Source organism: Actinomycetota bacterium, assembly GCA_040881665.1.
In the GTDB taxonomy this organism is placed as follows: Bacteria; Actinomycetota; UBA4738; order UBA4738; family HRBIN12; genus JBBDWR01.
In genome coordinates, this window is sequence record JBBECT010000005.1 from 385,468 (window position 1) to 410,499 (window position 25,032).

General features: G+C 69.0%; 28 protein-coding genes and 1 pseudogene. 5 read left to right on the forward strand and 24 right to left on the reverse strand.

Annotated elements, in window-relative coordinates:
• Positions 1–113: 113 nt before the first annotated feature.
• From rplS to ffh, 6 genes and pseudogenes are all read right to left on the reverse strand, one after another.
• Positions 114–470, reverse strand: a pseudogene (rplS, locus tag WEF05_07580) (50S ribosomal protein L19).
• Between the two features lie 135 nt (positions 471–605).
• Positions 606–1,286 carry a tRNA (guanosine(37)-N1)-methyltransferase TrmD gene (trmD, locus tag WEF05_07585; protein MEX1101744.1) on the reverse strand — a complete coding sequence of 227 codons (681 nt, stop codon included), beginning with the start codon at positions 1,284–1,286 and terminating at the stop codon, positions 606–608.
• 27 nt (positions 1,287–1,313) lie between these two features.
• Complete coding sequence (rimM, locus tag WEF05_07590; protein MEX1101745.1) at positions 1,314–1,823, reverse strand: ribosome maturation factor RimM; 510 nt, start codon at positions 1,821–1,823, stop codon at positions 1,314–1,316.
• Between the two features lies 1 nt (position 1,824).
• Positions 1,825–2,058, reverse strand: a complete 234-nt coding sequence (locus WEF05_07595) for a KH domain-containing protein (GenBank protein ID MEX1101746.1) — start codon at positions 2,056–2,058, stop codon at positions 1,825–1,827.
• Complete coding sequence (gene rpsP / locus WEF05_07600) at positions 2,055–2,579, reverse strand: 30S ribosomal protein S16 (GenBank protein ID MEX1101747.1); 525 nt, start codon at positions 2,577–2,579, stop codon at positions 2,055–2,057. The genes WEF05_07595 and rpsP overlap by 4 nt, the downstream gene beginning before the upstream one ends.
• Before the next feature lie 13 nt (positions 2,580–2,592).
• The gene (gene ffh, locus WEF05_07605) at positions 2,593–3,999 is read right to left on the reverse strand and encodes a signal recognition particle protein (GenBank protein ID MEX1101748.1); all 1,407 of its coding nucleotides are present in this window, start codon (positions 3,997–3,999) and stop codon (positions 2,593–2,595) included.
• Positions 4,000–4,122: 123 nt separating this feature from the next.
• Between ffh and WEF05_07610 the strand changes: the two genes are divergently transcribed.
• A complete protein-coding gene (locus tag WEF05_07610; protein MEX1101749.1) occupies positions 4,123–5,937 on the forward strand; it encodes an ATP-binding protein in 1,815 nt (604 codons plus the stop codon).
• Here the strand turns inward: WEF05_07610 and WEF05_07615 are convergent.
• From WEF05_07615 to recG, 13 genes are all read right to left on the reverse strand, one after another.
• Complete coding sequence (locus WEF05_07615; GenBank protein MEX1101750.1) at positions 5,861–6,253, reverse strand: response regulator; 393 nt, start codon at positions 6,251–6,253, stop codon at positions 5,861–5,863. The two genes, WEF05_07610 and WEF05_07615, sit on opposite strands and share 77 nt — an antisense overlap.
• Positions 6,250–7,326 carry a signal recognition particle-docking protein FtsY gene (gene ftsY, locus WEF05_07620; protein ID MEX1101751.1) on the reverse strand — a complete coding sequence of 359 codons (1,077 nt, stop codon included), beginning with the start codon at positions 7,324–7,326 and terminating at the stop codon, positions 6,250–6,252. Before ftsY ends, WEF05_07615 begins: the two co-directional genes overlap by 4 nt.
• A 12-nt stretch (positions 7,327–7,338) precedes the next feature.
• Positions 7,339–10,839: an AAA family ATPase gene (locus tag WEF05_07625; GenBank protein MEX1101752.1), complete on the reverse strand. Its 3,501-nt coding sequence runs from the start codon at positions 10,837–10,839 to the stop codon at positions 7,339–7,341.
• Positions 10,840–10,925: 86 nt separating this feature from the next.
• A complete protein-coding gene (locus WEF05_07630; GenBank protein MEX1101753.1) occupies positions 10,926–11,195 on the reverse strand; it encodes an acylphosphatase in 270 nt (89 codons plus the stop codon).
• Entirely contained in the window at positions 11,192–11,848 is a 657-nt protein-coding gene (locus WEF05_07635) for a DUF3152 domain-containing protein (protein ID MEX1101754.1), read from the reverse strand. Before WEF05_07635 ends, WEF05_07630 begins: the two co-directional genes overlap by 4 nt.
• Positions 11,849–11,922: 74 nt before the next feature.
• Entirely contained in the window at positions 11,923–12,765 is an 843-nt protein-coding gene (gene mutM, locus WEF05_07640) for a bifunctional DNA-formamidopyrimidine glycosylase/DNA-(apurinic or apyrimidinic site) lyase (protein MEX1101755.1), read from the reverse strand.
• Positions 12,766–13,536 carry a ribonuclease III gene (rnc, locus tag WEF05_07645; protein MEX1101756.1) on the reverse strand — a complete coding sequence of 257 codons (771 nt, stop codon included), beginning with the start codon at positions 13,534–13,536 and terminating at the stop codon, positions 12,766–12,768.
• A 10-nt stretch (positions 13,537–13,546) separates the two neighbouring features.
• Entirely contained in the window at positions 13,547–13,723 is a 177-nt protein-coding gene (gene rpmF / locus WEF05_07650) for a 50S ribosomal protein L32 (GenBank protein ID MEX1101757.1), read from the reverse strand.
• A 27-nt stretch (positions 13,724–13,750) separates the two neighbouring features.
• Positions 13,751–14,254, reverse strand: a complete 504-nt coding sequence (locus WEF05_07655) for a YceD family protein (GenBank protein MEX1101758.1) — start codon at positions 14,252–14,254, stop codon at positions 13,751–13,753.
• Positions 14,251–14,865 carry a hypothetical protein gene (locus WEF05_07660; GenBank protein ID MEX1101759.1) on the reverse strand — a complete coding sequence of 205 codons (615 nt, stop codon included), beginning with the start codon at positions 14,863–14,865 and terminating at the stop codon, positions 14,251–14,253. Before WEF05_07660 ends, WEF05_07655 begins: the two co-directional genes overlap by 4 nt.
• Positions 14,866–14,867: 2 nt before the next feature.
• Positions 14,868–15,365: a pantetheine-phosphate adenylyltransferase gene (gene coaD / locus WEF05_07665; GenBank protein ID MEX1101760.1), complete on the reverse strand. Its 498-nt coding sequence runs from the start codon at positions 15,363–15,365 to the stop codon at positions 14,868–14,870.
• Positions 15,366–15,368: 3 nt separating this feature from the next.
• A complete protein-coding gene (locus WEF05_07670) occupies positions 15,369–15,980 on the reverse strand; it encodes an RsmD family RNA methyltransferase (protein MEX1101761.1) in 612 nt (203 codons plus the stop codon).
• Between the two features lie 49 nt (positions 15,981–16,029).
• Positions 16,030–18,225 (reverse strand): ATP-dependent DNA helicase RecG, encoded by a 2,196-nt coding sequence (gene recG, locus WEF05_07675; protein MEX1101762.1) that lies wholly within the window; start codon positions 18,223–18,225, stop codon positions 16,030–16,032.
• A 59-nt stretch (positions 18,226–18,284) separates the two neighbouring features.
• On the opposite strand from recG, the gene WEF05_07680 reads away from it, so the two are divergent.
• Both WEF05_07680 and rpmB read left to right on the forward strand, forming a co-directional pair.
• Positions 18,285–18,851: a TlpA disulfide reductase family protein gene (locus tag WEF05_07680; protein ID MEX1101763.1), complete on the forward strand. Its 567-nt coding sequence runs from the start codon at positions 18,285–18,287 to the stop codon at positions 18,849–18,851.
• 52 nt (positions 18,852–18,903) lie between these two features.
• Positions 18,904–19,095 carry a 50S ribosomal protein L28 gene (gene rpmB, locus WEF05_07685; protein ID MEX1101764.1) on the forward strand — a complete coding sequence of 64 codons (192 nt, stop codon included), beginning with the start codon at positions 18,904–18,906 and terminating at the stop codon, positions 19,093–19,095.
• A 9-nt stretch (positions 19,096–19,104) separates the two neighbouring features.
• Here rpmB and thiD read toward each other — a convergent pair whose 3' ends face one another.
• Positions 19,105–19,911 carry a bifunctional hydroxymethylpyrimidine kinase/phosphomethylpyrimidine kinase gene (thiD, locus tag WEF05_07690; protein ID MEX1101765.1) on the reverse strand — a complete coding sequence of 269 codons (807 nt, stop codon included), beginning with the start codon at positions 19,909–19,911 and terminating at the stop codon, positions 19,105–19,107.
• A complete protein-coding gene (thiL, locus tag WEF05_07695; protein MEX1101766.1) occupies positions 19,898–20,860 on the reverse strand; it encodes a thiamine-phosphate kinase in 963 nt (320 codons plus the stop codon). Before thiL ends, thiD begins: the two co-directional genes overlap by 14 nt.
• 137 nt (positions 20,861–20,997) lie before the next feature.
• Here thiL and WEF05_07700 point away from each other — a divergent pair, with 137 nt between their 5' ends.
• Positions 20,998–22,536, forward strand: coding sequence for a phosphoenolpyruvate carboxykinase (locus WEF05_07700; protein ID MEX1101767.1), 1,539 nt, complete (start codon positions 20,998–21,000; stop codon positions 22,534–22,536).
• On the opposite strand, the gene WEF05_07705 is transcribed toward WEF05_07700, so the two are convergent.
• Positions 22,533–22,844, reverse strand: a complete 312-nt coding sequence (locus WEF05_07705; protein ID MEX1101768.1) for a hypothetical protein — start codon at positions 22,842–22,844, stop codon at positions 22,533–22,535. The genes WEF05_07700 and WEF05_07705 overlap by 4 nt on opposite strands.
• Complete coding sequence (locus WEF05_07710; protein MEX1101769.1) at positions 22,841–23,482, reverse strand: phosphoribosyltransferase family protein; 642 nt, start codon at positions 23,480–23,482, stop codon at positions 22,841–22,843. The genes WEF05_07705 and WEF05_07710 overlap by 4 nt, the downstream gene beginning before the upstream one ends.
• A 132-nt stretch (positions 23,483–23,614) precedes the next feature.
• On the opposite strand from WEF05_07710, the gene WEF05_07715 reads away from it, so the two are divergent.
• Positions 23,615–23,848: an Lrp/AsnC ligand binding domain-containing protein gene (locus WEF05_07715; protein MEX1101770.1), complete on the forward strand. Its 234-nt coding sequence runs from the start codon at positions 23,615–23,617 to the stop codon at positions 23,846–23,848.
• Positions 23,849–23,861: 13 nt separating this feature from the next.
• Here WEF05_07715 and WEF05_07720 read toward each other — a convergent pair whose 3' ends face one another.
• Positions 23,862–24,995: a D-alanine--D-alanine ligase family protein gene (locus WEF05_07720; GenBank protein MEX1101771.1), complete on the reverse strand. Its 1,134-nt coding sequence runs from the start codon at positions 24,993–24,995 to the stop codon at positions 23,862–23,864.
• Between the last annotated feature and the right edge of the window lie 37 nt (positions 24,996–25,032).

Here is a 25,032-nt window from a genome sequence, read left to right on the forward strand (position 1 = left end):
AAGGGAGCGGCCGCCGCATCCGGCTCGGGGGCGGCGGACTCGTCCGCCGCGCCGTCGGAGGCGCTCGGGGCGTCCGCGCCCTGCTCGAGAGCGGCCAACCGGGCGCCCTCCGCCGCCTCGGCGGCCTCGTCCCGACGCTCCCTGATGCGCGCCTTCTTGCCCGTGCGTTCGCGCAAGTAGTAGAGCTTGGCCCGGCGCACGCGACCGCGAGACTCCATCTCGAGCTTCGCGATCGACGGCGAGTGCAGCGGGAACGTGCGCTCGACGCCGACACCGAAAGACACCTTGCGGACGGTGAAGGTCTCCTGCAGCCCACCGCCCTGGCGTCTGATAACGACACCCTGGAACACCTGGGTGCGTTCGCGGTTGCCCTCGACCACCCGAACGTGGACCTTCACCGTGTCACCCGGCCGGAACTCGGGCAGGTCGGTGCGCAGGTACGCCTGGTCGATCACATCGGTGCTCTTCATTCGCAGGGATCCACCGGGGGTCGGCTCGGCGGGAGCGGAATCATAGCAGGTGGGAGTACTCGTCCTGGCTCCCGAGAAGGCTCGGAACGTGTCGTTCGTGTGTCGGCCCCCCGGACCTCGCGACGTTCGCGACGGTCACCCGGACGTGAGGTCCGGGCGGTTGCGGTGGGTCTTGGCCACGGCGGCGTCCCGACGCCACCGCTCGATCTCCGCATGGTTCCCGGAACGGAGCACCTCCGGCACGGACAGTCCCCTGAACTCGGCGGGACGCGTGTACTGGGGGTGGTCCAGCGTCCCCTCGGCGCCGAACGAGTCATGCTCGTGGGACTCCTCCTTGCCGATCACTCCCGGGAGCAGGCGGGTCACCGCCTCGATCACCACGAGGGCGGGGAGCTCGCCCCCCGACAGGACGTAGTCCCCGACCGACAGCTCCTCGGCCCCCAGCACCTGGAGGACGCGCTCGTCCACGCCCTCGTAGCGACCGCACACCAGGATGAGGTGCTCGTCGGCGGCGAGCTGTCGGATGAAGGGCTGGTCGAGCCGCCGGCCGGCGGGCGAGAGGACGAGGACCCGGCCCGGATCCGTCCCGAGCGCCTCGACGGCTCCCACGATCGGTCCGACCTGCAGCACCATCCCGGGACCGCCCCCGTAGGGCGCATCGTCGACCGAGCGGTGAACGTCACCGGGCTCGGCGTGTTCCCGGAGGTCGTGGATCCGTACGTCCACGAGTCCGCCCTCGATCGCCTTGCCCAACAGGCTCGCACCCAGAGGGCCCTCGAGTATCTCGGGGAACACGGTGATCACGTCGATCCGCACGTCCGAGACCTTAGCTCCCGAGAGGGATCATCCGGGAGCGGTGAGACCGGGGACGTCGCGGACGAGCACCCGCCGCGCCGAGAGATCGACATCGAGCACGACCTCGCGAAGGGCCGGGACCATCGTTTCGTTGCCGTCGAGGTCGACCGCGATCCACAGGTCGTTGGCCGGGTTCTCGACGACGTCGGTGATCGGTCCGAGCGAGCGGCCCGACTCGGTGACGATCTCGCACCCACGTAGCTCGTGCGGCCACCAGCGACCGTCCGGCAGCTCGGGGAGCCACGATACGGGGACGACCAGCGTCATGCCACGGAGCTGCACCGCCGACGCGCGGTCGACCACGCCCTCGAAGCTTACGAGCAGGCGATCGCGGTCGCTGCGCGTCGAAGAGATCGTCAGCTCACGGCCGTCGTCACAGAAGACGGTGGCTCCGGAAGCGAACCGATCGGGAACCTCGGAGTACACCTTGACGAGGAGCTCGCCTCGCAGGCCGTGCACCTTCGTCACCTCGCCGACGACCACGGTCGGCTCGGTCACCTCAGTCCTCGACGATCTCCACGCTCGCGTGGATGTCCTGCCGCGTCCCGGCGGCGCGCACGACCGAGCGGATCGCCCGGGCGGTGCGGCCCCCCTTGCCGATGACCTTGCCCATGTCGTCGGGCGCGACGTTGAGGCTCACGAGCAGGCCGCGGTCGTCGGTGCGCTCGGAGACTCGGACGGCGTCCGGTTCGTCCACGATCTGCTTGGCCAGGAACTCGACCAGGTCCTTCACTCGGATGCCTGTTGCTCACCGGCGTCCGAGGCAGGCGACTCGGGCGATCCCGTTGTGACATCGGCCGGGGCGTCATCGCCTCCCGGCGACTCGGCCTGCTCGGCAGCCGCCTCGGCTTTGGCTTCGGCGGCTTCGGTGGCGGCCTTGGCCTTGGCGTCCGCGGCGGCCTGCTTCGCGATGTCGGCGTTGCGCGCCTCTCCGCGCTTGAACTTCAACGCGTCGGTCTTGGCCTTCGCTTCGGCCTTGACCTTCACCTTGGGATGATCCGCCGCGTACTTCTCCCAGATCCCGATCTTGTCGAGGAGGTTCTGGACCGTGTCGCTGGGTTGCGCACCGTTGTTGAGCCAGTGCAGTGCGCGCCCCTCGTCGATCTCGATCACCGAGGGGTCGTCGAGGGGATGGTACTTGCCGATCGCCTCGATGAACCGGCCGTCGCGGGGATCCCGCTGGTCGGCCACCACCACGCGGTAGAAGGGACGCTTCGAGGCGCCCATCCGTCGCAACCTGATCCGTGTCGACATCCGTTCCCTCTCGCTATCGCTTCTTTTTCTTCTTCTTCGGGCGCTTCGAGCCGCCCGGCGAACCTCCGGGGGCCGCGAGCCCGCCGAGACCACCGGCCAGGCCGGCCATCCCGGGCATGCGCTTGCCACCCATCATCGACCGCATCATCTTCCGGGCGCCCTCGAAGTCCTTCAGGAGCCCGTTGACCTCGGCGGTCGTGGTACCCGACCCGCGAGCGATCCGCAGGCGTCGAGACCCCTGGATGATAGCGGGATTCTGTCGCTCCTCCGGGGTCATGCTCAGGATGAGCGCCTCGGCCCGTTTGAGGTGGCCGTCGTCCACCTGACCCGCCAGATCCTTCATCGCGTTCTTGCCTCCGGGAACGCCGGGCAGCATCCCCAGGACGTCCTGGATCGGCCCGAGCTTCTGCATCTCCCGCAGCTGCGTCAGGAAGTCCTCAAGGGTGAACTGCGCCTTCAGCAGGCGCTCGGCCGACTCCTTGGCCGAGTCGGCGTCCATCTTCTCCTGTGCCTTGTCGATCAGGGTCAACACGTCACCCATCCCGAGGATCCGAGAGGCCATCCGGTCCGGATAGAACGGCTCGAGATCGTCGGGACGCTCCCCCGTTCCCACGAAGAAGACGGGGCGCCCCGTGACGCCCGTGATCGACAACGCCGCTCCGCCGCGGGCATCACCGTCGATCTTCGTCAGCACGAAGCCGGTCGTGTCGACCGTGTCCATGAACGCGCGGGCCTGGATGACCGCGTCTTGTCCGACCATCGCGTCACAGGCCATGAGGACGTGATGCGGGCGGATCGTGTCGCGAACGCGGCGTGCCTCGCGCATCATGTCCTCGTCGACGTGGAGCCGTCCGGCGGTGTCGACGATCACGACATCGGCGGCCTGGCGGGAAGCCTCCTTCAACGCGCTCTTCGCCACCTTCACGGCGTCCTTGCCGTCGGACACCACTGGCACGCCGATCTCCGAACCGAGCGTGATCAGCTGATCGACCGCGCCCGGACGGTGTAGGTCCGCCGCCACGAGCAGAGGACGCTTGCCCTTGGACTTGAGGAGTTTGGCGATCTTCGCGCACGCCGTCGTCTTCCCCGAGCCCTGGACACCGGCCATCATCACGACGGCGGGACTGGCACCCGGGAGCTGGAAGGGGACCATCTCGCCTCCGAGCGTCACCTGGAGCTCGTCCCGAACGACCTTCACGATCTGTTGACCCGGCGTGAGGCTGTTCATGACCTCCTCGGACAGGGCGCGTGTGCGGACACGGTCCAGGAAGTCGTCGGCCACCTCGACCGCGACGTCGGCGTCGAGCAGGGCGAGGCGGATGTCTCCCAGGGCCGTCTCCACCTGCTTCGGATGGAGCTTGCCGCGAGAGCGGACCTTCTTGAAGACCGCGTTCAAGCGGTCCGTGAGGGTGTCGAACATCTCTTTTGAGGGTCTCCGAGCCTGTTGGGCACGCGCGCCCGGAGCGAGGGCGTCGCGGAGACGCAGAGTGTACCCACGGCCGGGCGCTCACGGCCGGGTTCGACGACGGGAGAGCAGATGCTGGTGAGGGGTCGGGACCTCGCCCAGGCGCGACGCCTCGAGACGGGCCTGATCGGGCTCCGCTGGTTCGTCGTCATGCTCGGCGGCCTGCTCACGTTCCTGACGGCCCAGGATCGGACCGACGCTCCCGGCTATGCGGTTCCGCTCGGGTTCGGGCTCGTGGCGGTCCTCGCGATCGGCAACGTGCTCATCACCCTCGCGGTCGAACGCGCGAAGCGGCCGGAGGATCTCGCACCCGTGGGGTTCGGAGCGTTCCTCCTCGACATCGCCGTGATCACCGGCCTCGTGTGGATCGGAGCCGATCGCCCCGACGACGCCACGTGGGTGGTCGCCTATCTCCTCCCCCTCGAGGGCGCGATCCGCTACGGGCTCCCGGGAGCGCTGCTTCCGGTCGTGGTCAATCTCGTGTCGGAGATCGCCCGCGAGATGCGCCCGTCGGGCGACGGAGCCGATCTCGCCACGATCGCCACGCGGGTCGGCATGGAGCTCGTGGTCGCGGTCGTCGCCGGGCTGATGGCGCGCTCGATGCAGCGTGAGGCGGATCGCGCACAGGAACGGGCGATGCACGCGGAGGATGCGGCCGTGCGTGAGCAATCCGCTCGGCGCGAACTCGCCGCGTTCCAGACGGCGATCCTGGCCGGCGTCGCGGCAGAGGACGCTGACGGCGGCCTCCAATCGATGGCCGAGACGATCTCCCGGGACCTGGGGTTCGATTCCTTCGCGATCCTGCTCGCCGAGGAACAGGGTCTCGTGCCGCGGGCGCTGCACGGCCAGACGGGCTTCGGGCCCGAAGGAGTCCTGGCGGTGGATGCCCCGGCCGCGGGGACTCCGGGCGTCGTGTCGCGGGCGCTCGAGACCGGAACGGCGCTCATGGCGCTGGACGAGCGCGGTGCCTCCGAGGCCGCGGCACCGCTCAAGGTGGGCGACGAGGTGATCGGCGTGCTCTACGAGCGGCGTTCGCCCCCCGAGGCGATCGACAAGGAACGGCTCGGGCTGCTGACGAGGCTCGCACAGCAGATCGCACTCGTCGTCCGCGCGGCACAACTCCACGCCCGTCAGGAGGAGACCCTGCAGCGACTGCGCGAGCTCGACGAGATGAAGTCGGACTTCGTGGCGATCACGAGCCATGAGCTGCGAACGCCGCTTGCCGCCGTTCGCGGGTTCGTCAACACCTTGCGTCGCCGTCTGGGCGAACTGTCTCCCGAGGAGATCGAGGAGTTCCTCGGGATCGTCGACCAGCAGACTGACCGCCTGATCCGACTCGTCGAGGATCTGTTGGTCGTCTCCCGGATCGAAGCCGGAAAGATCGCGTTCCATCCGGAATCGATCGAGCCACCGGTGTTCCTCGATGCGGTCGTCCAGGGCCTCGGCGACGGAGCCACACGGGTCGAGGTGTTCTGCGATCCGACCGGTCCCGAGCGAATGTTCGTCGACCCACACCGGCTCGGGCAGGTGCTGACGAACCTGCTGCAGAACGCGCTGAAGTTCTCACCGAGCGCCGAACCCGTCGCCCTGCGTTCCCGGTCGGACGGCGACACCGTCACCTTCGCCGTGATCGACCACGGCGTCGGCGTCCCCAACGACGAGCAGAAGCGGATCTTCGAGCGCTTCCACCAGACCGACGCCGCAAGCACACGGAAGGCCGAGGGCGCCGGGCTCGGCCTCTACATCACGCGGCGACTCGTGGAGGCGATGGGCGGAAGGATCGAGGTGAGCTCGGACGTCGGGAGAGGCGCGACGTTCAGCGTTCGTCTGCCGGTGAACCAGGCGGAGCTTCCAGCACCCGCTCCACTGTCCTCAGCAGGGCCAGCGGACTGAACGGCTTCGTGAAGTACTCGTCGGCGCCGAGCGCGATAACCTGATCGCGCCCCTCCTCGCCGGTGGCGGTGACGATGATCACGCGGACCGACGAGGTCTCCGGGTCGCTCTTCAACTCCCGAAGCACCTCCGCGCCCGGCGTTCCCGGGATGTTCAGGTCAAGGAACACCAGATCCGGAGGATCCGCGCGCACCTGCCCGAGCGCGGTCTGTCCGTCCGCCGCCTCGTCGATCGTGAACCCCTCGTGCTCGAGCACCATCCGCATCGCTTCGCGCATCGTCGGGTGGTCCTCGACGATCAGGATCCGCGTGCTCACACGCCGCTCCCGAGCAGCCCGTCCGCGAACGACCGCGGATCGAACGTCTCGAGGTCGCCGATCGACTCCCCCATCCCCACGAGCTTGACAGGAACACCGAGTTCCTCACGGACGGCGAGTGCGATCCCTCCGCGTGCCGACCCGTCCATCTTCGTGAGTACGACCCCGGTGACGTCGGCCGCCTCGGTGAACGCCCGCGCCTGCGCGATCCCGTTCTGCCCGGTTTGGGCGTCCAACACGAGCAGGGTCTCGTCGATCCCCGCCCCCGTCTGCGCAGCGGCCTTCTCGGCGACCCGGCGGACCTTCTTCAGCTCGTCCATGAGCGGGATCTTCGTGTGGAGCCGTCCCGCGGTGTCGATGATGAGAACGTCGCTGCCCTTCGCCGCTGCGGAGGTCACCGCGTCGAACGCCACGGAGCCCGGGTCCGCGCCGCGTTCCTGCGCGACGAGCGCGACACCCGCGCGGTCGGCCCAGATCCCGAGCTGCTCGCCCGCCGCCGCACGGAAGGTGTCGCTGTTGGCGAGCATGACCTGCTTGCCCTCACCGCGCAGCTTCGCGGCCAGCTTGCCGATCGTCGTCGACTTTCCCGCGCCGTTGACCCCGACCACGATCACGATCGCGAGCCGATCACCGGGAAGGATGAGTCCGGTGCTCTCACCGAGCAACCCGACGATCTCCTCGCGCACCAGTCCGACGGGGTCCGACTCGCTGTCGAAGCGCTCCTTCACGCGGGCGACGAGGTCGCTCGCCGCCCGGGGTCCCACATCGGCCCGGACCAGAGCCTGCTCGAGGCCGTGCCACTCGTCCTCGGTCGGGGCCGACCCGAGGAGTCTGCGGATCTTCGAACCCAACCCCGTGGAAGGGCTCGTCGCTGAGGGCGACGTAGAAGGCGTCGCCACGGTCGCGGAGCCACCGACCTCGGTGCGCGCCTCGGGGCCGTCCGCCCGACGGCCGTCCCGATCCGACACGATCGGGGGCGTCGTGCCCGTTCGCGGTCTGCGGCGCCGCACCACGAGGGCGCCGATGACCGCGAGGGCGAGCACCACGACGGTGCCGATCAGAACGATCTCCATCTCGGGGAGAGGCTAACGGACGGGGTCGGGCTCGGGCACCGCTACCTCGATCCCGTCGCCGACGACGGTGACCACGCCGGTCTCCTCCCCATCGGAGGTGCTCCGCTCGGCGGGTTCGGTGGCCGGACCCGACGCGCTGCCCGCTGCGACGACCTCGGCGTGCGCACGTTCGGCGGCTTCGGACGCCGTGTCGCGATCCTCGAGCCGTTGGCACAAGACCCGCGAGGTGCCGTCGGAGGACATCGAGACGCCATACATCGTCGAGGCGATCTCCATCGTCCGCTTCTGGTGGGTCACGATCATCACCTGGGACCGCTCGGAGAACCATTCGAGCAGGCGCAGGAAGCGGTGCAGGTTCGCGTCGTCCAGGGCCGGTTCCACCTCGTCCATCAGGTAGAACGGGCTGGGCCGGGATCGGAAGATCGAGAACAGGAACGCCATCGCGGTCAGCGCTCGCTCGCCGCCCGACAGCAGCGAGATCCGTTTGACGCGCTTCCTGCCCGGTCGAGCCTCGATCTCGATCCCGCTCGTGAGCGGGCTCGATGGATCGGTGAGGACCAGACGCCCCTCGCCTCCGGGGAACAGCTCTGCGATCAGGTTCTCGAACTCGACCGCAACGTCACGGTACGCGGCATCGAACGTGGTGAGGATCTCCCGCTCGATCTGCTCGATCACCTGCAGGAGGTCGCGCCGCGCCTTGCGCACGTCCTCGAGCTCGCGATGGAGGAAATCGTGCCGCTCTTGGAGCGCCTCGAACTCGCCCGAGGCCAGAAGGTTCACGCGTCCGAGCAGCGCGAGCCGCCGCTGAACGAGCTGCGCGCGCTTCTCGAGCTTGTCGACGGTGTCGCCGTCGGTAAGGGCCGCCACCGCCTCGTCGAGGTCCACGCCGTGACCCTCGACGACCAGCCGCTCGGCCTCGCGGATCCGGCGCTCGAGGTCCCCACGGATCCGGTCGTCTTCCTCGTATTCCTCGCGGAGCCGATCGAGCTCGCCCGATGCCTCCCGCCACTCCTTGTTGACGAGCGCCTCGGCGTCGACCGCCGCGTGTTCGGCGACAGCAGCGTGCTCGCGTGCGACCGACGCTTCGTCCTGAGCGCTCCCGGCTCGCGCCAGGGCCTCCTCCGCTTCGGTCCGTGACCGCTCGGCGGTCGCCAACTCGGCCCGCAGCGCGTTCGGATCGTGCGCGGCGAGCTGGTCGCGCTCGAGGCGGAGAGCGGAGAGGCGCTCTTCGTGGGCGGCACGGTCGCGCCGGAGCGTCTCGACCGCGACCCGCTCCCGGATCGCAGCCTCGGGGACCGGCGGCAGGTCCGGCAGCTCCGGGGACTGCGTCGGCGCCTCGGCAAGGGTGCGGCGCCAGGCGTCCGCGGCGTCCTCGAGCCCCGTGAGCCGCTGGACGAGCATCTCCTCTTCCTTGCGTAGCGATGCCAGGCCGGCCGCAAGCGCACCGCTTCGCTCGGCGGCCGCGGTCAACCGTCCGTCGGCCTCGTCCAGCTGTGCCACCAGCTGTTCGACCTCATCGACGATCTCCTCGAGCCGATGCTGCTTCGGAGCACGTTGGGCCGCCGCGGCGGCGAGGTCATGATCGAGGACCTGCAGCTCGCTGCGGATCTCGCGCGCTCGGTCGCCGGTCCCGGCGGCCGTGTGGATCACGGCCGGACCCACGAGGACCCCGTCCGCGGTGACGAACGACGCTTTCGGATGCACCGCGTGCTTGATCGCGGCTTCGTCGACGGATGCGGCCAGGTAGACATCACGCAGGACGGTGCTCGCGAGGCCCCGGGCCGGCGGCTCCGCGGTGACCGCGGACAGCAGGCTTCGTTCGCCGGGGAGTTTGAACGACACCGGGCCACCGGCGGCCACCGCCAGGATCGCCCCGTCGCCGCCGGGCGCGTCGGCCAGGGCGTGCTCGCCGTCGAGATAGACGACCGCGTCGGCGAGCGGTCCGAGCGCCGCAGACAGAGCACGCTCGAGACCGGATTCCGCGCGCACGAGGTCTCCGAGCAGGCCGAGCGCCCTTCCCTTGTGACCGGAGAGGAACCGCGATCCCGGCGTCTCTTCGATGTCTCGCCGCCGCGCCTCGAGCAGGTCCCGGCGCGACCGGTTCCGACGGATCACCTCGTCGAGCTCGGCGACCTCGTCGATCAGTTCCCTGCGTTCGACGTCGAGCGAGGCGCGTCGCTCGGAGATCGGGGTCGTCGTCGCGTCGAGCCGCTCCACCTCGGCGTCGAGTTCGGTTCGATCGGCGTCGACCGCGGCGGCGCGCTCGCTCACCGTGGCGATCGTAGCCTCGAGGCGTTCGCGTTCATGGTCGTAGCCCGCGAGCGAGCGGCGGATCGCCTCGATCTCGGCGCGGCGAGCGGCACCTTCCTCGGACACCCGGCGACGCTCGTCCTCGGCGTCCCGACGCTGGGTCTCGAGCGCGTGGAACGCCTGCTCGGCAGCGTCGAGCTCCGCCTCGCCCTCGGCCAGCTGGGTCGTCAAGGTGGTGAGCTCGGACCCGAGCCTTTTCAGCTCGGAGTCGATCGCTCCGATCCGCGCGGTCTTCGTTGCCTCGTGCGCAAGCTCGGTCCGCGCGGCGGACTCACGCTCCACCGCCGACCGGAACGAGCGTTCCGCGTCGGACCGCGCCGTCTGTGCGTCGCGGAACGTGGTCTCGGCGGCCTGGAGCGCCCAGGTCGCCTGCGCCCGGGCATCGGCGGTCGCGACGACCCTCTCGTCGAGCCCGTCGAGCCGCGCACGGGCCTCGGTGCGTTTGACCAGCCCCTCGTCCCATCCCGAGCTTCGCTTGTCGCGCTCGATGCGCAGGTCACGCAGTCGCGCGGCCGCGAGCTTGATCGCGAACTCGTCGGCCTGTGCGGCGAGGGTCTCGTGCCGGCCCGCCATCTCCGCCTGCTGTTTGAGCGGCTTCAGCTGCCGCTTCAGCTCCGCCAGAACGTCCTGGAGACGGAGCAGATCCTGATCGAGGTTCGCGAGCTTGCGCTCAGCCCGCTCCTTGCGCTTGCGGTGTTTCGCGATCCCGGCGGCCTCTTCGATGTACCGGCGACGATCCTCCGGGCGCGCGGTGAGGACGTCCTCGAGCTGGCCCTGACCCACGACCGTGTGCAGCGCGCGGCCGATCCCGGTCTCGGACAGCAACTCCTGCACGTCCATCAGGCGGACGACCTGGCCGCCGATCCGATACTCGCTTTCGCCCGAGCGAAAGATCGTGCGGCTGACCTCGATCTCCGACATCGGCACCGGGATCGTTCCGGCCGTGTTGTCGATCACGATCTTGGCCTCGGCCATCCCGAGCGCCGTCCGCGAGGGCGAGCCGGCGAAGATCACGTCCGCCATCTCGCCGCTGCGCATCGCGCGAGGGCCCTGCTGTCCGAGCACCCAGCTGATCGCGTCGACGAGATTGGACTTGCCGGACCCATTCGGGCCGACGATCACCGAAACGCCGGGGGTGAATTCCAGGACGGTCTTGTCGGCGAACGACTTGAAGCCCCGGATCGAGAGTTGCCGCAGGAACATGCTGGAACGCGATGCTACCAACGCAGGCACGTCGTATCTCGGGTTGGACCCCCCGATCTCACCGCTGGGCGGCGCCCGGGCCGTGCTCAGCCGGAGACGCGGAACCCTTCGGCTCCTGCCGGCGGCTCGGCTTCCAGTTCGAGACGTTCGACGACCGCTCCGGACGGACCGTGCCGGCACCACTCCACCAGGGCATCGACCGACGCGCCGTCGCCCTCGAATACGGCCTCGACCGTCCCGTCGGGGCGGTTGCGCACCCAGCCCGCGAGACCCGCCGAGCGCGCCCGCTCGGCGCACGCAACCCGGAAGAACACGCCCTGCACGCGGCCGGAGACGACCGCGTGGATCCGCTTCATCGTCGTTCGCGTTCCAGGGGCCACGGGTTGCGGACGCACGGTCGGACCCCCTTGGTTTGCTGCATCATCACGGGGGCCTTCCGGCCCCGAGCAGGACAGGTGCCGTGCCCGTGGCCGAGTGCGTGGCCCACCTCGTGGTTCACCAGATAGGTGCGGTACCCGTCGATGTCCCGGTGGTAGGCCGCCGCCCCGCGCCGCCACCGCCACGCGTTCAGCACCGAACGGCCTCGCATGTAACAGGAGTAGATCCTGTTCGTCGGCAACGGAGCGCAGAGACGGTCGGTAAGGCTCGGGGCCGCGAGGGTGACGCGGAACGCCACAGGACCTCGCGACATGCGCTTGAGGGCGACGCCGCGACCGCCGATCCAGCTGCGACGGTCGGAGAGGATCCGCTCGACCTGGTCGGCATAACGATCGCGATCGGTCCTCAGGCGTCGATCGATCTCGATCAGGTACCGCCGGACACGCGCGTTCTTCTTTCCGACCCGAGGACCCTCGCCTCGAACGATCGAGAGTCGCCGTCCGATCGACCGATCGGTGACCCGCTCGGATCGAGGCCGGGCGTCGGCGGACCCCTCGATCGCCGAGACCTCCGCCGCCGAGGAGGCGGCCACGAACGTGAACAGGAGCACGAGGAACAGAGCTCGTCGCATCCGGGCAGGATAGCGAGCCCGTCTCCCCCATCGGTCCCGGCTCCGGTGGTGCCGCAGCGATGGGATCCGCGTCGTCAGGACTGGCACTGCGGGCAGAAGTAGGCCGTGCGGTTCGAAATCCTCACCGTCTGGATCGGTGTCCGGCACCGACGACACGGCTCTCCCTTGCGCCCGTACACCTTGAGCTCCTTCTGGTACTCCCCCGGCTCGCCGAACAGATCGACGTAAGCCTCGTCCTCCAACGTGGTGCCGCGGAACCGGATCGCCTCCTGCAGGGTCTCCTGGATCGCGCGGTACAAGCGCCGGACCTCCTGGGAGCTGATCGTGTCGCTGAGCCGGTCGTAGCGGAGTCCGGCCGTGAAGAGCACCTCGTCGGAATAGATGTTGCCGAGCCCGCTGATGAACTTCTGGTCCATCAGCAGCGATTTCATCTTCGCCGCCTTCTCCGCCAGTCGCACCTGGAAGGCCGGCCACGTGAAGACCTGATCGAGAGGGTCGATCGCCAGGTGCTGCAGTTCCTTGACCTTGTCGAGCTCGTCGGCGTCGGTGACGAACATCTCGCCGAACGTCCGCGGATCGATGAATCGAAGATCCCCCCCCTGCGTGAACGTCAGCACGACGTGCGTGTGCGGCGCTACGGGCATCCGCTTGTTCCTCCGGATGAACTGCCCGCTCATCCCGAAATGCACCACCAGCACGTCGCCCGAATCCAGGAACAGCAGGAGGTACTTGCCCTTGCGCTCGACCTTCTGGATCTTCGTGCCCTCGAGCCGGGATGTGAGGTCCTTGCGCTTGCTGTGACGCCGGATCGCCCGCATCGCGTTCTTCGAGGGACGTACCTCCGCGGTCTTGATCCGGCGACCGACGACGTCCTTCTCCAGATCGCGGCGCATCACCTCGACCTCTGGAAGCTCCACCTAGTTCCCCCCGTCCATGGCCCTGCGCGTGGCGGTCAGCTTCTCGAACGCCTCACGGGCGGCCTGCTGCTCGGCCTCCTTCTTGGATCGACCACGACCCGTCCCCCACGGCGTCCCCGCCAGGAAGACGACCGCGGTGAACTCCTTCTCGTGGTCGGGCCCCACGTCACTCAGCCGATAGTCGGGCAGCTCACGCAGGTCCTGGGAGGCGAGCTCCTGCAGGATCGTCTTGTAGTCGCGCGCTCCCTCGCCGCGCGCGTAGGCCTCCATCCGAGGCCAGAACAACCGCTCGATCAGGGCGCGTGCGTCGTCGAGACCGAGGTCGAGGTAGACCGCTCCGAGCACCGCTTCGAGTCCGTCGGCGAGGATGCTCGCCTTGTCGCGGCCACCGGACAGCTCCTCGCCGCGACCGAGCAGCAGGACCGATCCGAGATCGAGCTCGCGAGCGACCTCCGCGAGCGACTGCATGTTCACGATCGCGGCGCGCAGCTTCGCGAGCTGTCCCTCGGACAGGTCGCGGAACCGTGTGAAGGCGAGATCGGTGACGACGAGCCCGAGCACGGCGTCGCCGAGGAACTCGAGGCGCTCGTTCGTGATGTCGAGGCCACGCTCGAACGCGTAGGAGCGGTGCGAAAGCGATGCCTCCCGCAACGCGACGTCGCGGAACCGGACACCGAGGGCCTCATCGAGCCGCTCGACGGGGGCTGCGCTGGAACGGTCCGCGGCGCGGTCGCGTGGAGCGGGATCCGTCCGGTTCCCTTGCTGGCCCACGGCGCTCCTGCTACTCGACCTCGACGGCCTGGCGCCCGGCGTAAGATCCGCAGTTGCCACAGACCTTGTGAGGGAGCTTGGGCTGGTGGCACTGCGGGCATTCTGCGTAGGTGGCCGGCTGCGCCTTCCATTGCGCGGCCCGCTTGCGGCTTCGCGTCTTGCTCTGCTTCTTCTTGGGGACGGCCATCGTCGTGTACTCCTCACTCGCTCATCGTCAGTCGTCGAACGTCAGCCCCTGGAGAGGTGCCCACCGAGCGTCGATCCGCTCGGTGCACGAGCACTCCCCCGCGTTGCGGTCCGCGCCGCACCGCTCGCACAGACCCTTGCAGTCGGTGCGACACAAGGGGGCGAACGGCATCGCCAGACCGAGGGCGTCGCGCACCATCGGTTCGGGATCGAGCTCGCCCTCCGGGTCCAGCCGGTAGTCGTCTGCCTCGGGGTCGGGATCGGGAACGAACAGCTCCTCGACCTCGACCGCGACCGGCGCCGCGAACTCCCGGAGACATCGCGCGCACCGGAACGTCATCGGCGCCGACAGGTGTCCGCTCACGAGGATCCCCTCGACGATGCTCTCCAGGAGGAGGTCGCCTTTGACCGGCTCGGCGTCGTCGAGCACGACGAGCTCGGTGCGCAGACCGGCGAGCGGCTCGCGAACGGCGCTCGTCGTGGACGAGCCCGGACGGGCGAGAAGCTCGCGCACATCGATCGAACGCATCATCGGTCTCCCGGAACCCCGAGGTCGAGATCGATCTCCTGGGCGGGAAGCGGGCCGGTGTCGCTCGTCGCTTGATCGGCATCGATCGTCGCCGGCTCCGCATCGGTGCCGAACTCCTGCTCCGCCACGGTAGCCGAACGCAGCTTGTCGCGCCCGGCCTGCACGGACTCGATCGTCCGGACGATCTGCTGGGAGGAGTCCGAAAGGTCCTCGCTGACCTTGCGCAGCACATTCTCGAACTGCGCAAGCTTCCCGTCGACGTAGTTCTCCGCCTCGGAGCGCACCGTGCGCGCCTCCTCGTCGGCGACGTCGAGGATCCGCTCGGCCTCCTGCTTCGCGCGCTCGACGATCTCTTCCTTCTGCGCCATCTTCAGCTGCTCCGCGCGCGCCTGCTCGACGATCTGCTCGGCATCGCCGCGCGCCTTGGTCAGCAGCTCCTCGCGGTCCTTCACGACCCAACGCGCCTGCTTGATCTCTTCGGGCAGGGAACGCTTCATCTCGTCGACGACCTCGAGGATCTCCTCCTGGTTGACGAGAACCGACGACGACAGCGGCATCGACTTCGCGTCTTGAAGGAGCTGCTCGAGCTGATTGATCCGAGAAGTGAGGTCCATCGTCAGGCGTTCCTTTGCAGTTGCGGGCCGAGCTTGCCGGACAGGCGGTCTCGAACGACGTCGGGCACCAGGCCGGTGATGTCGCCGCCGAACCGGGCGACCTCCTTCACCAGCGAGGACGACAGGAACGACCACTTCGGGTTCGTGGTCATGAACAACGTCTCGAGACCGGTCAAACGGTGGTTCATCTGGGCCATCTGGATCTCGTACTCGAAGTCGGTCACGGCCCGCAGGCCCTTCACGACAACGTCCACGTCGCGGTGTCGCGCGTAGTCCACCAACAGGCCGGAGAACGAGGCGACCTCGACCGCCGCCAGGTCGATCGTGGCTTCCTTCAGCATCGCCACCCGCTCCTCCACGGAGAACACCGGAGCCTTCCCCGGGTTCTCCAGCACCCCCACGATCAGCCCGTCGAACCGGCGGGCGGTCCGGACGATGATGTCGAGATGTCCGTTGGTCACGGGGTCGAACGTCCCCGGGCACAGGGCGGTCGGACCCACGATCTACTCCTCCCGGCGGTAACAGATGATGAGGTTGTCGCCGTACTCCAGGCGCCGCGCGACGACCCATCCTATCGGAACCACACCGGTGGAACTCCTTCGGGGCCTTGTCAGGCATACCTTCCACCGATCCCGCCCGACCAACCACCCCTCGTCGAGCAGCCCGAGCAGCTCGGCGAGCACCCCTTCGGGCAGGTCGTAGGGCGGATCCATGAAGACCAGCTCTCCCACCTCCGGGCCGACGACGCCCGTGGCGTCCTCCCCGCCCGTCACGGTCGTGCTCGTGGCCGCGGCCGGTGCCGACCGGAGGAACCGCACGACGTCGGACCGCAGCACCGTTGCGCGGTCGCCGAGCCGGGTCCGCGCGAGGTTGCCCTCGATCGCCGCCACGGCGGCCGGGGATCGTTCCACGAAGGTCGCCGACGCCGCGCCGCGCGAGAGCGCCTCGATGCCCATGGCGCCGGTTCCGGCGAACAGGTCCAGGGCCCCCGCTCCGACCACGTCGCGTCCGAGGCTCGAGAACAACCCCTCGCGGGCGCGATCGGAGAGCGGACGCGTGCCATCGGGAACCTTCCCGAGGCGGAGACCACGAGCCGAGCCGGCGACGATCCTCACGGATCGACGATACCGAGGCGCGGGCGACCCGGTCGCCGGGCCGGCCGGCTCAGCTGTGGAAGAGCCAGTCGATCGAAGCTACGAACCGACGCTGCAGCTCGGCGAGCAGCTCCGGCCGCCCGGAGAGTTCGGGGTCGGACGCGATCAGATCGAACGCGCGGCCGCGGGCGCGCCGCACCAGGTCGAGGTCCTCGGCGAGCCGTGCCAGCTTGAGGTCGGGCATCCCCGACTGCCGGACATCGAACAAGGTTCCCTCGCCGCGCAGCCGCAGGTCCTCGTCGGCGAGGACGAAGCCGTCCTGCGTCGCCGCCATCGCTTCGAGACGCGCGCGTGCGTCGAGGTTGGCGGCATCGCTGTCGTCGACGAGGAAGCAGGTCGATCGATGCGTCCCGCGGCCGATCCGCCCGCGGAGCTGGTGCAGCTGGGCGAGGCCGAACCGTTCGGCGTTCTCGACGAGCATCACCGTCGCGTTCGGCACGTCGACCCCCACCTCGATCACGGTCGTCGAGATCAGGACGTCGGCCTCGCCCGACCGGAAGGCCTCCATGCGCCGATCCTTGTCCGCGGGCCGCATCCGTCCGTGGAGCAGTTCGACGCGCAGGTCGGGGAACACGGTCGTCGCGAGGCGATCCGCTTCGGCCTCTGCGGCCTTGACCTGGGTGCGGTTCCCTTCGTCGATCGCCGCGCAGACGACGAAGGCCTGGCGGCCTGCGGTGACCTCCTCGCGGATGACGCGTTCGGCACCTCGCCGCTGCGAAGCGCTGCGCACGATACGAGTCTCGATCGCCCGCCTGCCCTCGGGGAGCTCGTCAAGCGTGACGACGTCGAGGTCACCGTAATAGGTGAGCGCGAGCGTGCGCGGGATCGGAGTCGCGGTCATGATCAACACGTCCGGGTCGCCACCTTTGCCCTTCAGGGCGATCCGTTGGTGAACGCCGAACCGATGTTGCTCGTCCACGACGGCGAGCGAGAGGTCTTTGAACGCAACGCCCTCTTGCACGAGCGCGTGCGTTCCGATCACGAGGTCGATCGATCCGTCGGCGATCCCTTCGAGCACCTGCGTTCGCTGCCCACCCGTGACCGAGCCGGTGAGCGAGGCGTAGGTGAGCCCCGGCTGTGGGGGGTGGTCGTCTTCGAGGAGCGACGCCTGCGCGGCATCGCCTCGCGGCACGGGCGCGTCGAGGAACGCCACGGCGCCGAGGGCCTCGAGCAACGCCCCCATCGATCGGAGGTGCTGGCCGGCGAGGACCTCCGTCGGGGCCATCACCGCCGCTTGGTGCCCGGCGTCGATCGCGATCAGGGCAGCAGCGAGCGCGACGACCGTCTTGCCCGATCCCACGTCACCCTGCAACAACAGGTTCATCGGACGCGGACGCGCCATCGCCCGCGTGACATCGTCGATCGCGGCGGCCTGCGATCCGGTGAGCGTGTACGGCAACACGCCGAGCATCGCCGATGCCAGCGGTCCGCCGGTCTCGTGCTCGACGCCGGCCGTCTCGGTCTCCACGCGATGCTTCCGGAAGGCGACGCCGAGCTCGAGGACGAACAGCTCGTCGAACTTCAGACGTGCCTGCGCGCGCGCGAGCTCCTCCTGCGATCCGGGGAAGTGGATGTCGCGGATCGCCCGGTCATAGGAGGAGAGCGACTCCGCTTCGACGATGTCGGAGGGGATCGGATCGTCCAGCTCGGGGAGCTGCTCGAGCGCCCGGAACACCAGTTCGCGAATCGTCCTTGGCGAGATGCCGTCGGTCGCCGGATGCAGCGGCGTGATCCGGCCGGTGTGCACGGTGTCGTCGCTCCCTCGCAGCACCTCGATCTCGTGGTTCTGCAGTTGCAGCGTGCGTCCGAAGCGCGCCACCGTTCCCCACGCGGCGACCTCGGTCCCCACCGGGTAGCGCTTCGCGACCCACGGCTGGTTGAAGAACGAGACGTCGAGGGAACCGCTCCCGTCGCCCAGGGTGACGGTCACCATCGTGCGTCTGCGATCGAGCTTGCGCGCACGCACGTTCTTGACCCGTGCGATGACGGTCGCCCGCTCCCCCTCGGTGCAGTCCCGGATCGATCCGACCTGCGAACGATCGATGTAGGTCCGTGGGTAGTGGTGGAGCAGGGCGCCCACCGTGTCGATCCCGAGGCTCTCGCGCAGGACGTCAGAGGCGGGAGGACCCTTGCTGCGGCCCCCCGTGCGCCGGCCCGCGATCCGGACATCGATCGCGGTTGTCGGCGAGGAGGGGGTGAGGGTCACGAGGTCATGCGATCGTCGGGGCACCGGGCGTCCGTCCGGTCCGGTTCTACCATGACCCCATGCCACGACCGCGCGCGATCGTGCTGACCGGAACGATCTGGGGCGTTCTCATGCTTCTGGCCGCCTGCACCGGGGATGGCGAACCGACGCTCCCCGGAGCACCGTCTGCCGGCGCACCCGCGCGGAACGCGACGACAGCCCCCCTGCTGCCGACGACGGTCGACGCGCTTCCCGAGCTCGATCCGGCCGGCTACCAGCAGCTCCTCGAACAACTCGAGGGAACACCCGTCGTCGTCAACTTCTGGGGCTCCTGGTGCGGTCCCTGCAAGGACGAAGCGCCGGACCTGCGGGCGGCGGGGGAACGGTACGGCGACCGGGTCCAATTCCTCGGCGTCGACATCCTCGACGAGCGCACCTCGGCGGCCGCGTTCATCGAGCGGGCGGGATGGACCTACCCGAGCGTGTCGAACCCGAACGGCGACGTCCGCGACAGCCTCGGATTCCTCGGACAACCGATCACCCTGTTCTACGACAGCTCCGGCGAGCTCGTGCACCAGCGGCAGGGCGCGATCGGGCCCGACGAGCTCCGCGACGGGATCGAGCTGATCCTCGCGTCCGCGCCCTGACCTGCATCGACGCAGGGAATAGGCAGGGGCGTCTGTTACCCTTGCCCGCGTCATGGCCGCCGTCTGCGAGATCTGTCAGAAGAAGCCGTTCTTCGGCAAGAAGGTTTCCCACTCCCATCGTCGGAGCAATCGACGCTGGGATCCGAACATCCAGCGGGTCCGGGCGTTGGTCGACGGCTCGCCGAAGCGGCTCAACGTCTGCGTGAGCTGCCTCAAGGCCGGCAAGGTCCAGCGGGCCGGCTGACCCTCCGGCTCAACGGTCGAGATCCCACAGCGGATCGACCGGCCCGATCCCGTCACCGAGCACGAGAGCGTGCCGGATCGCCCCGGTCACGAAGGCCTTCCCCGCCCAAACCGCATCCAGCAGGTCGTCGCCTCGTGCGAGCGACGCCGCGATCGACGCCGACAGCGTGCACCCCGTGCCGTGAGTGTGGGGTGTGTCGATCCGCTCGACCTCGAGCCATTCCTCCCGCGTCGGGTCCAGGAACAGATCGGCCGCCATCCCTCCCTCGAGGTGACCGCCCTTGATCAGGACCGCGTCCGGACCCGTCGCGAGCAGCGCGATCGCGGCCCGCCGCATCTCGCCGCGGGAGCGGACGGGCTCACCGAGCAGCCCCGACGCCTCATCGAGGTTCGGGGTGACGAGGGTCGCGAGCGGGAACAGGTCCGAACGGATCGCGTCGACCGCGTCGTCGGCGAGCAGCGTGTGACCGTGCTTGCTCACGAACACCGGATCGACCACCAGGTTCGGCAGCCGAGTCTCGCGGACGGCATCGACGACCGCGGCCACGATCGACGCCGACGCCAGCATCCCCGTCTTGGCGGCATCGACGCCGATATCGGTCGCGACCGCGCGGATCTGCGCCCCCACCGTGTCCGGCGATACCTCGTCGAACCCCGAGACACCCTTCGTGTTCTGCACCGTGACGGCGGTGATCGCGGTCATCCCGTACACGCCGAGCGCCGAGAACGTCTTCAGATCGGCCTGGATGCCGGCTCCGCCCCCGGGATCCGAACCCGCGATCGTCAGTGCACGCGGCAGACCGTCACCTGCCTGCATCGAAATGGTCCCACCCTTCCGCCTCGAGGGGGCGCGGCACGCCGTCGTCGTCGACGGCGATGAGCCCCTCCTCGATGATGACGCCGATCCGCGTGAGCGCCACCCCGAACCCCTGCTGGAGATCGCGATTCGCGGCGTCGATCGCCTCGTCGGAGGGCATCGTCGCGAGCAGCTCGTAGTCCTCCCCGCCGGCGAACGCTTCCGCCCGCGTCGCGCCGTCGGCGACGGGGACGGAGCGTGTATCGATCCGGGCACCGACCCCGCTCGCGGCACACAACCGCCCCAGGTCGAGGCCGAGGCCGTCGGAAACGTCGAGCATCGCGGTCGCGCCGTGGCGGGCGAGCAGCGCCCCCTCCCCCAGCCGTGCGGTCGGTCGCAGATGAACACGGACCAGCTCGAGCTGTTCCGGGTCAGGAGCGCGGACCGTTCGCGCGATCCGCAGACCCGCCGCCGAGGCTCCGAGCGTGCCCGTCACGACGAGCCGATCCCCGACGCGCGCGCCCGAGCGCAGCACGGCCCGGCCCGGAGCGACCTCACCGGTCACGGTCACCACGATCGAGACGTCGGTGCCGCGGGCAAGGTTCCCTCCGACGAGCCAGAGCGCGTACTCGTCACACGCTTCGCGCATCCCGCCGAACAGCTCCATCACCCACGCGGCGTCGACGGCATCCGACAGGGTCAGCGCGCAGAGTGCGGCACGGGGGCTCGCACCCATCGCCGCCACGTCCGAGACGTTCACCGCGATCGCCTTCGCACCGAGGTCGTGGGCGGAGGTGCGTCCCAACTCGAAGTGCGTCCCCTCCACGAGCGCGTCGGTGGTCAGGACCTGTTCCCCCGCAGGCGGTGCCAGGACGGCCGCGTCGTCTCCGACACCGACGATCACCTCCGGACCGGCTCCCGAGAGGACGCGCGCGATCGCCGCCAGCAGTTCGTCCTCGCTGCGATCCACCGGCACTCCCTCCGGTCACGTTTGTCCGGTCCGTCCAACGGTGACCCGCCGCGTTCCCCCAGCGTGGCGAGGGTGCCCGACGACCGTTCGGGTAGACTCTAGACCTCGTTCCCCAGGAGCAGGCCTATCCGTCACGCGTGAAGGAGACTCCATTGGCGCTGGAGATGACCACCGGGACGCTCTACGACAACCCGTCCCCCGACGAGCTGCGGAAGTTAACCGAGGAGATGCCGCAGTGCCGCATCACCGAGTACGACAACGTCAACGTGCAGACCCGGGTGCTGTCCCGCAGCGCCGCCAGCACCCACGTCGTGACCGAAGACCCCTCGACCACGAGCGGCAAGAGTATCCCCCGGTCGGAGTACGAGCGCCTCGCCGCTCTGCAGGATGAGCACCTGACCTCCCGTGATCTGATCCAGATCGACGGGTACATCGGCGACGACCCGGAGTTCCGAACGGCCGCTCGCCTCACGATCGAGAAGGCGAACGCGAACATCGCCGGCATGCAGCAGAAGCTGTATTTCCCTCGCGAGGGCGGCGACCCCGAGGTGCACGTGATCTACACGCCGAACCTGCCGATGCCTGGCTATCCCGACGACCGCATGATCGCCGTCGACCTCGAGGCCAACGTCACCCGCGTCTTCAACTCCGACTACTTCGGGGAGTCGAAGAAGGGTGGTCTGCGGATGTGGAACAACATCGTCTTCAACCGAGGCGGGTTGTCGTTGCACGCCGGCCTCAAGGTGATCCCGACCGACAGGGGCGAGAAGGTCATGTTGATCATCGGCCTGTCGGGCACGGGCAAGACGACCACGACGTTCACCACACAGAACGACTCCCTGCCGGTCCAGGACGACTTCGTGGCGCTGATGCCTGGAGGCGGCGTCTACGGCAGCGAGAACGGCTGCTTCGCCAAGACCTTCAGCCTCGATCCCGATTTCGAACCGAACATCTACAACGCGGTCGTGAAACCGAACGCTTACCTCGAGAACGTGTACCAGGACGAGAACGGCACGGTCGATTTCTTCAACGAGAACTACACCCAGAACGGCCGTGCCGTCTTCGAGATGAGCGACCTCGCGCGCTACCGCCGGGCAGAGGGGATCGGCACGGTCGACTACCTGCTGATCCTGAACCGGAACGAGAACATCATCCCCTCGGTCGCCAAGCTGACGCAGGCACAGGCCGCGGCGTACTTCATGCTCGGAGAGACGACGGGCACCTCGGCGGGAGGTGCGTCCGAAGCGGGCAAGTTCCTCCGGGTTCCCGGCACGAATCCGTTCTTCCCGCTGCCACACGGGTTCCAGGGCAATCGGATCCTGGAGCTCCTCGACTCCCACCCGATCGAGGTGTTCCTGCTGAACACGGGACGCGTCGGCGGCAAGGAGGACGACGACCGATCGAAGAAGGTGAAGATCCCGCACACGTCCGCCTGTGTGAAAGGCATCGCCGAGGGGACGATCGCCTGGACCGACGATCCGGACTTCGGCTACCAGGTCGCCGAGTCGGTCCCGGACTTCGACGATCCCGAGCTGCTCCAGCCCAAGCGTCTGTACGACAAGCAGGGTCGCACAGGTGAGTACGACGGAACCGTGGCCCGACTCAAGGCCGAACGACGGGCGCACCTCGAGCAGTTCCCGCAGCTGTCCGGCGACATCGTCTCGGCCGCCGGCTAATCGCTCGGCGTCCGGCGACCAAGCAGCTGCCCCGCGACGAACTGGAGCGCCGACAGCCCGAGCAGGATGAGCAGGTACCAGCGGAACCGATCCGCCTGGCGCCCCAGTGAGGATTCCTCGCTCGTGGCGTAGATCAGGAACAGTCCCGCGAACGCGAACCACAGCCCGATACGCGCGGTACGGAACAGGGCGTACAACAGCTGGTCGGTGACGTCCGTACTGTCGAACGGCCTGCGGGCCCAGTACACGAGGGAACGGATCCCGCCGAGTGCGAACAGGACCGCGAGTCCGGCCTCGAACCGGGTCATCCGACCGTCCCGCCGCCGGCCAGCAACCCGATGACCTCCTCGTCGCTCGTCTGATCGAACCGTTCGTACCATTCCCCGACCGATCCGAACCCACTCGGGGCCTCGAGCGCGACGACCTCGTCCGCCTCGCGGGATAACGCGGCGAGGGTCTGCGGCGGGGCGACGGGCACGGCCAGCGCGACCCGTTGCGCGTTGCGGGCCTTCGCCCACCGTACCGCGGCGATCGCCGTCCCTCCCGTCGCGACACCGTCGTCCACGATATGGACCAGTCGCCCCTCGAGTTCGAGTGGCGGACGCCCGACGCGATAGGTCTGCATGCGTCGCGCGATCTCCGCCTCCTGGCGCGCGACCTCCTCCTCGATGTACGCGCGGCTCACCCCGAGCGCACGGACCATGCGCACATCGAGGACACGCACCCCGGGTGCGATCGCACCGATCCCGAGCTCCGGGTTGTGGGGAGCCCCGAGCTTGCGGGGAACCACCACGTCCAGCGGCAGCTCCAGCGCCCGCGCGACGGCGGCCGCCACCACGACGCCACCACGCGGGATCCCCAACACGACCGGATCATCACCCTCGACGCGCCCCGAGAGTGCTTCGGCGAGCGCCTCCCCGGCTCCGGTGCGATCGACGAACCTCATGTGGGTCAGTATCCCGCCCCCGAGGTCGGCGCCTCGGGCGTCTTGCTCCGCAGCGTCGAACGCGGATAGCATGCTGCCCCCGGAGGCTCCGATCGACCCGGATCGGCCTCGATCAGCGAGGAGGGATCACCGATGGTTCACGCGTACGTGTTGATCCAGACCGAGGTCGGCAAGGCGGCGCAGGTGGCCGACGAGGTTCGCGACATCGGTGGCGTCACCGAGGCTGAGGACGTCACCGGCCCCTACGACGTGATCGTCCGCGCGGAGGCCCAGAACGTCGACGAGCTCGGCAAGCTCGTCGTGGCGAAGATCCAGGGCGTCGACGGCATCACCCGAACACTGACCTGCCCGGTGGTCCACCTCTGAGCGCGGGCGCGGATCAGCCGCGCGTTCCGCGTCCGGCGTCGCCCAGCTCGCCGGCAGCCGTCCCCTTCTTGCGTTCGAGATCGTGCCGCTCGATCGCGAGCTCGATCAAACGATCGATCAGCTCCGGGTAGGACAAGCCCGAGGCTTCCCAGAGCTTCGGGTACATCGAGATCGAGGTGAACCCTGGGATCGTGTTGATCTCGTTCAGCAGAAGCGTTCCGTCGACGGTCAGGAAGAAGTCCACGCGCGCCATCCCCGCTGCGTCGATCGCGCGGAACGCCGCCACGGCTACGCGCTGCACCTCTTCGAGCGTCTCGGCGGGCACCTCCGCCGGGATCGTGAGACGGGCTCCTTCGGCGTCGAGGTACTTCGCCGCGTAGTCGTAGAACTCGTGTCCGATCGGCACGATCTCGCCGGCCACGGACGCGACGGGATCGTCGTTGCCGAGCACCGAACACTCGATCTCGCGGGCGCCCTCGACAGACCGTTCGAGGACCGCCTTGCGGGCGTAGCGGAACGCCTCCTCGAGCGCGCTGCGAAGTTCCGGTGGATCGTTCACCTTCCGCACCCCCACCGAGGAGCCCAGGGTCGCGGGCTTGGAGAACAGTGGATAGCCGAGCGACTGCGCCCGCGCCCGGATCGCATCCGGGTCCTCGGCCCACTCGGCCTCGCGCACCGGCTCCCAGGCGACGATCGGCAATCCGGCGGCTTCGAAGACCACCTTCTGGACGGCCTTGTCCATCCCGATGGCCGATGCGAGCACGCCGGCGCCCACGTACGGCACTCCCGCGAGCTCGAGCATCCCCTGGGTGGCCCCGTCTTCGCCGTAGGGACCGTGCAGCACCGGGAACACGACGTCGATCTCGGTCGGCACGCCGCCCGCATCGACGAGCGCGCAGGCACCGGGTTCCTGCGCGAGTGCAACGTCGTCGCCGTCGGTCGGAACGACGGCCGGCAGCGTTCCCGAGCCGGCGTCGAGCGCCGGTGGTCCGGACAGCAGGTGCCACGTGCCTCGTTTGCTGATGCCCACCGGCACGACCTCGTAGCGCTCGGGGTCGAGGGCATCGATCACCGAGCGTGCGGAGATGCACGAGATCTCGTGCTCGGCGGAGCGTCCTCCGAACAGCACCACGACCCGCCGCTTCATCACCACCGTGCCCCTCTCGCCGGACGCCACAGCCTAC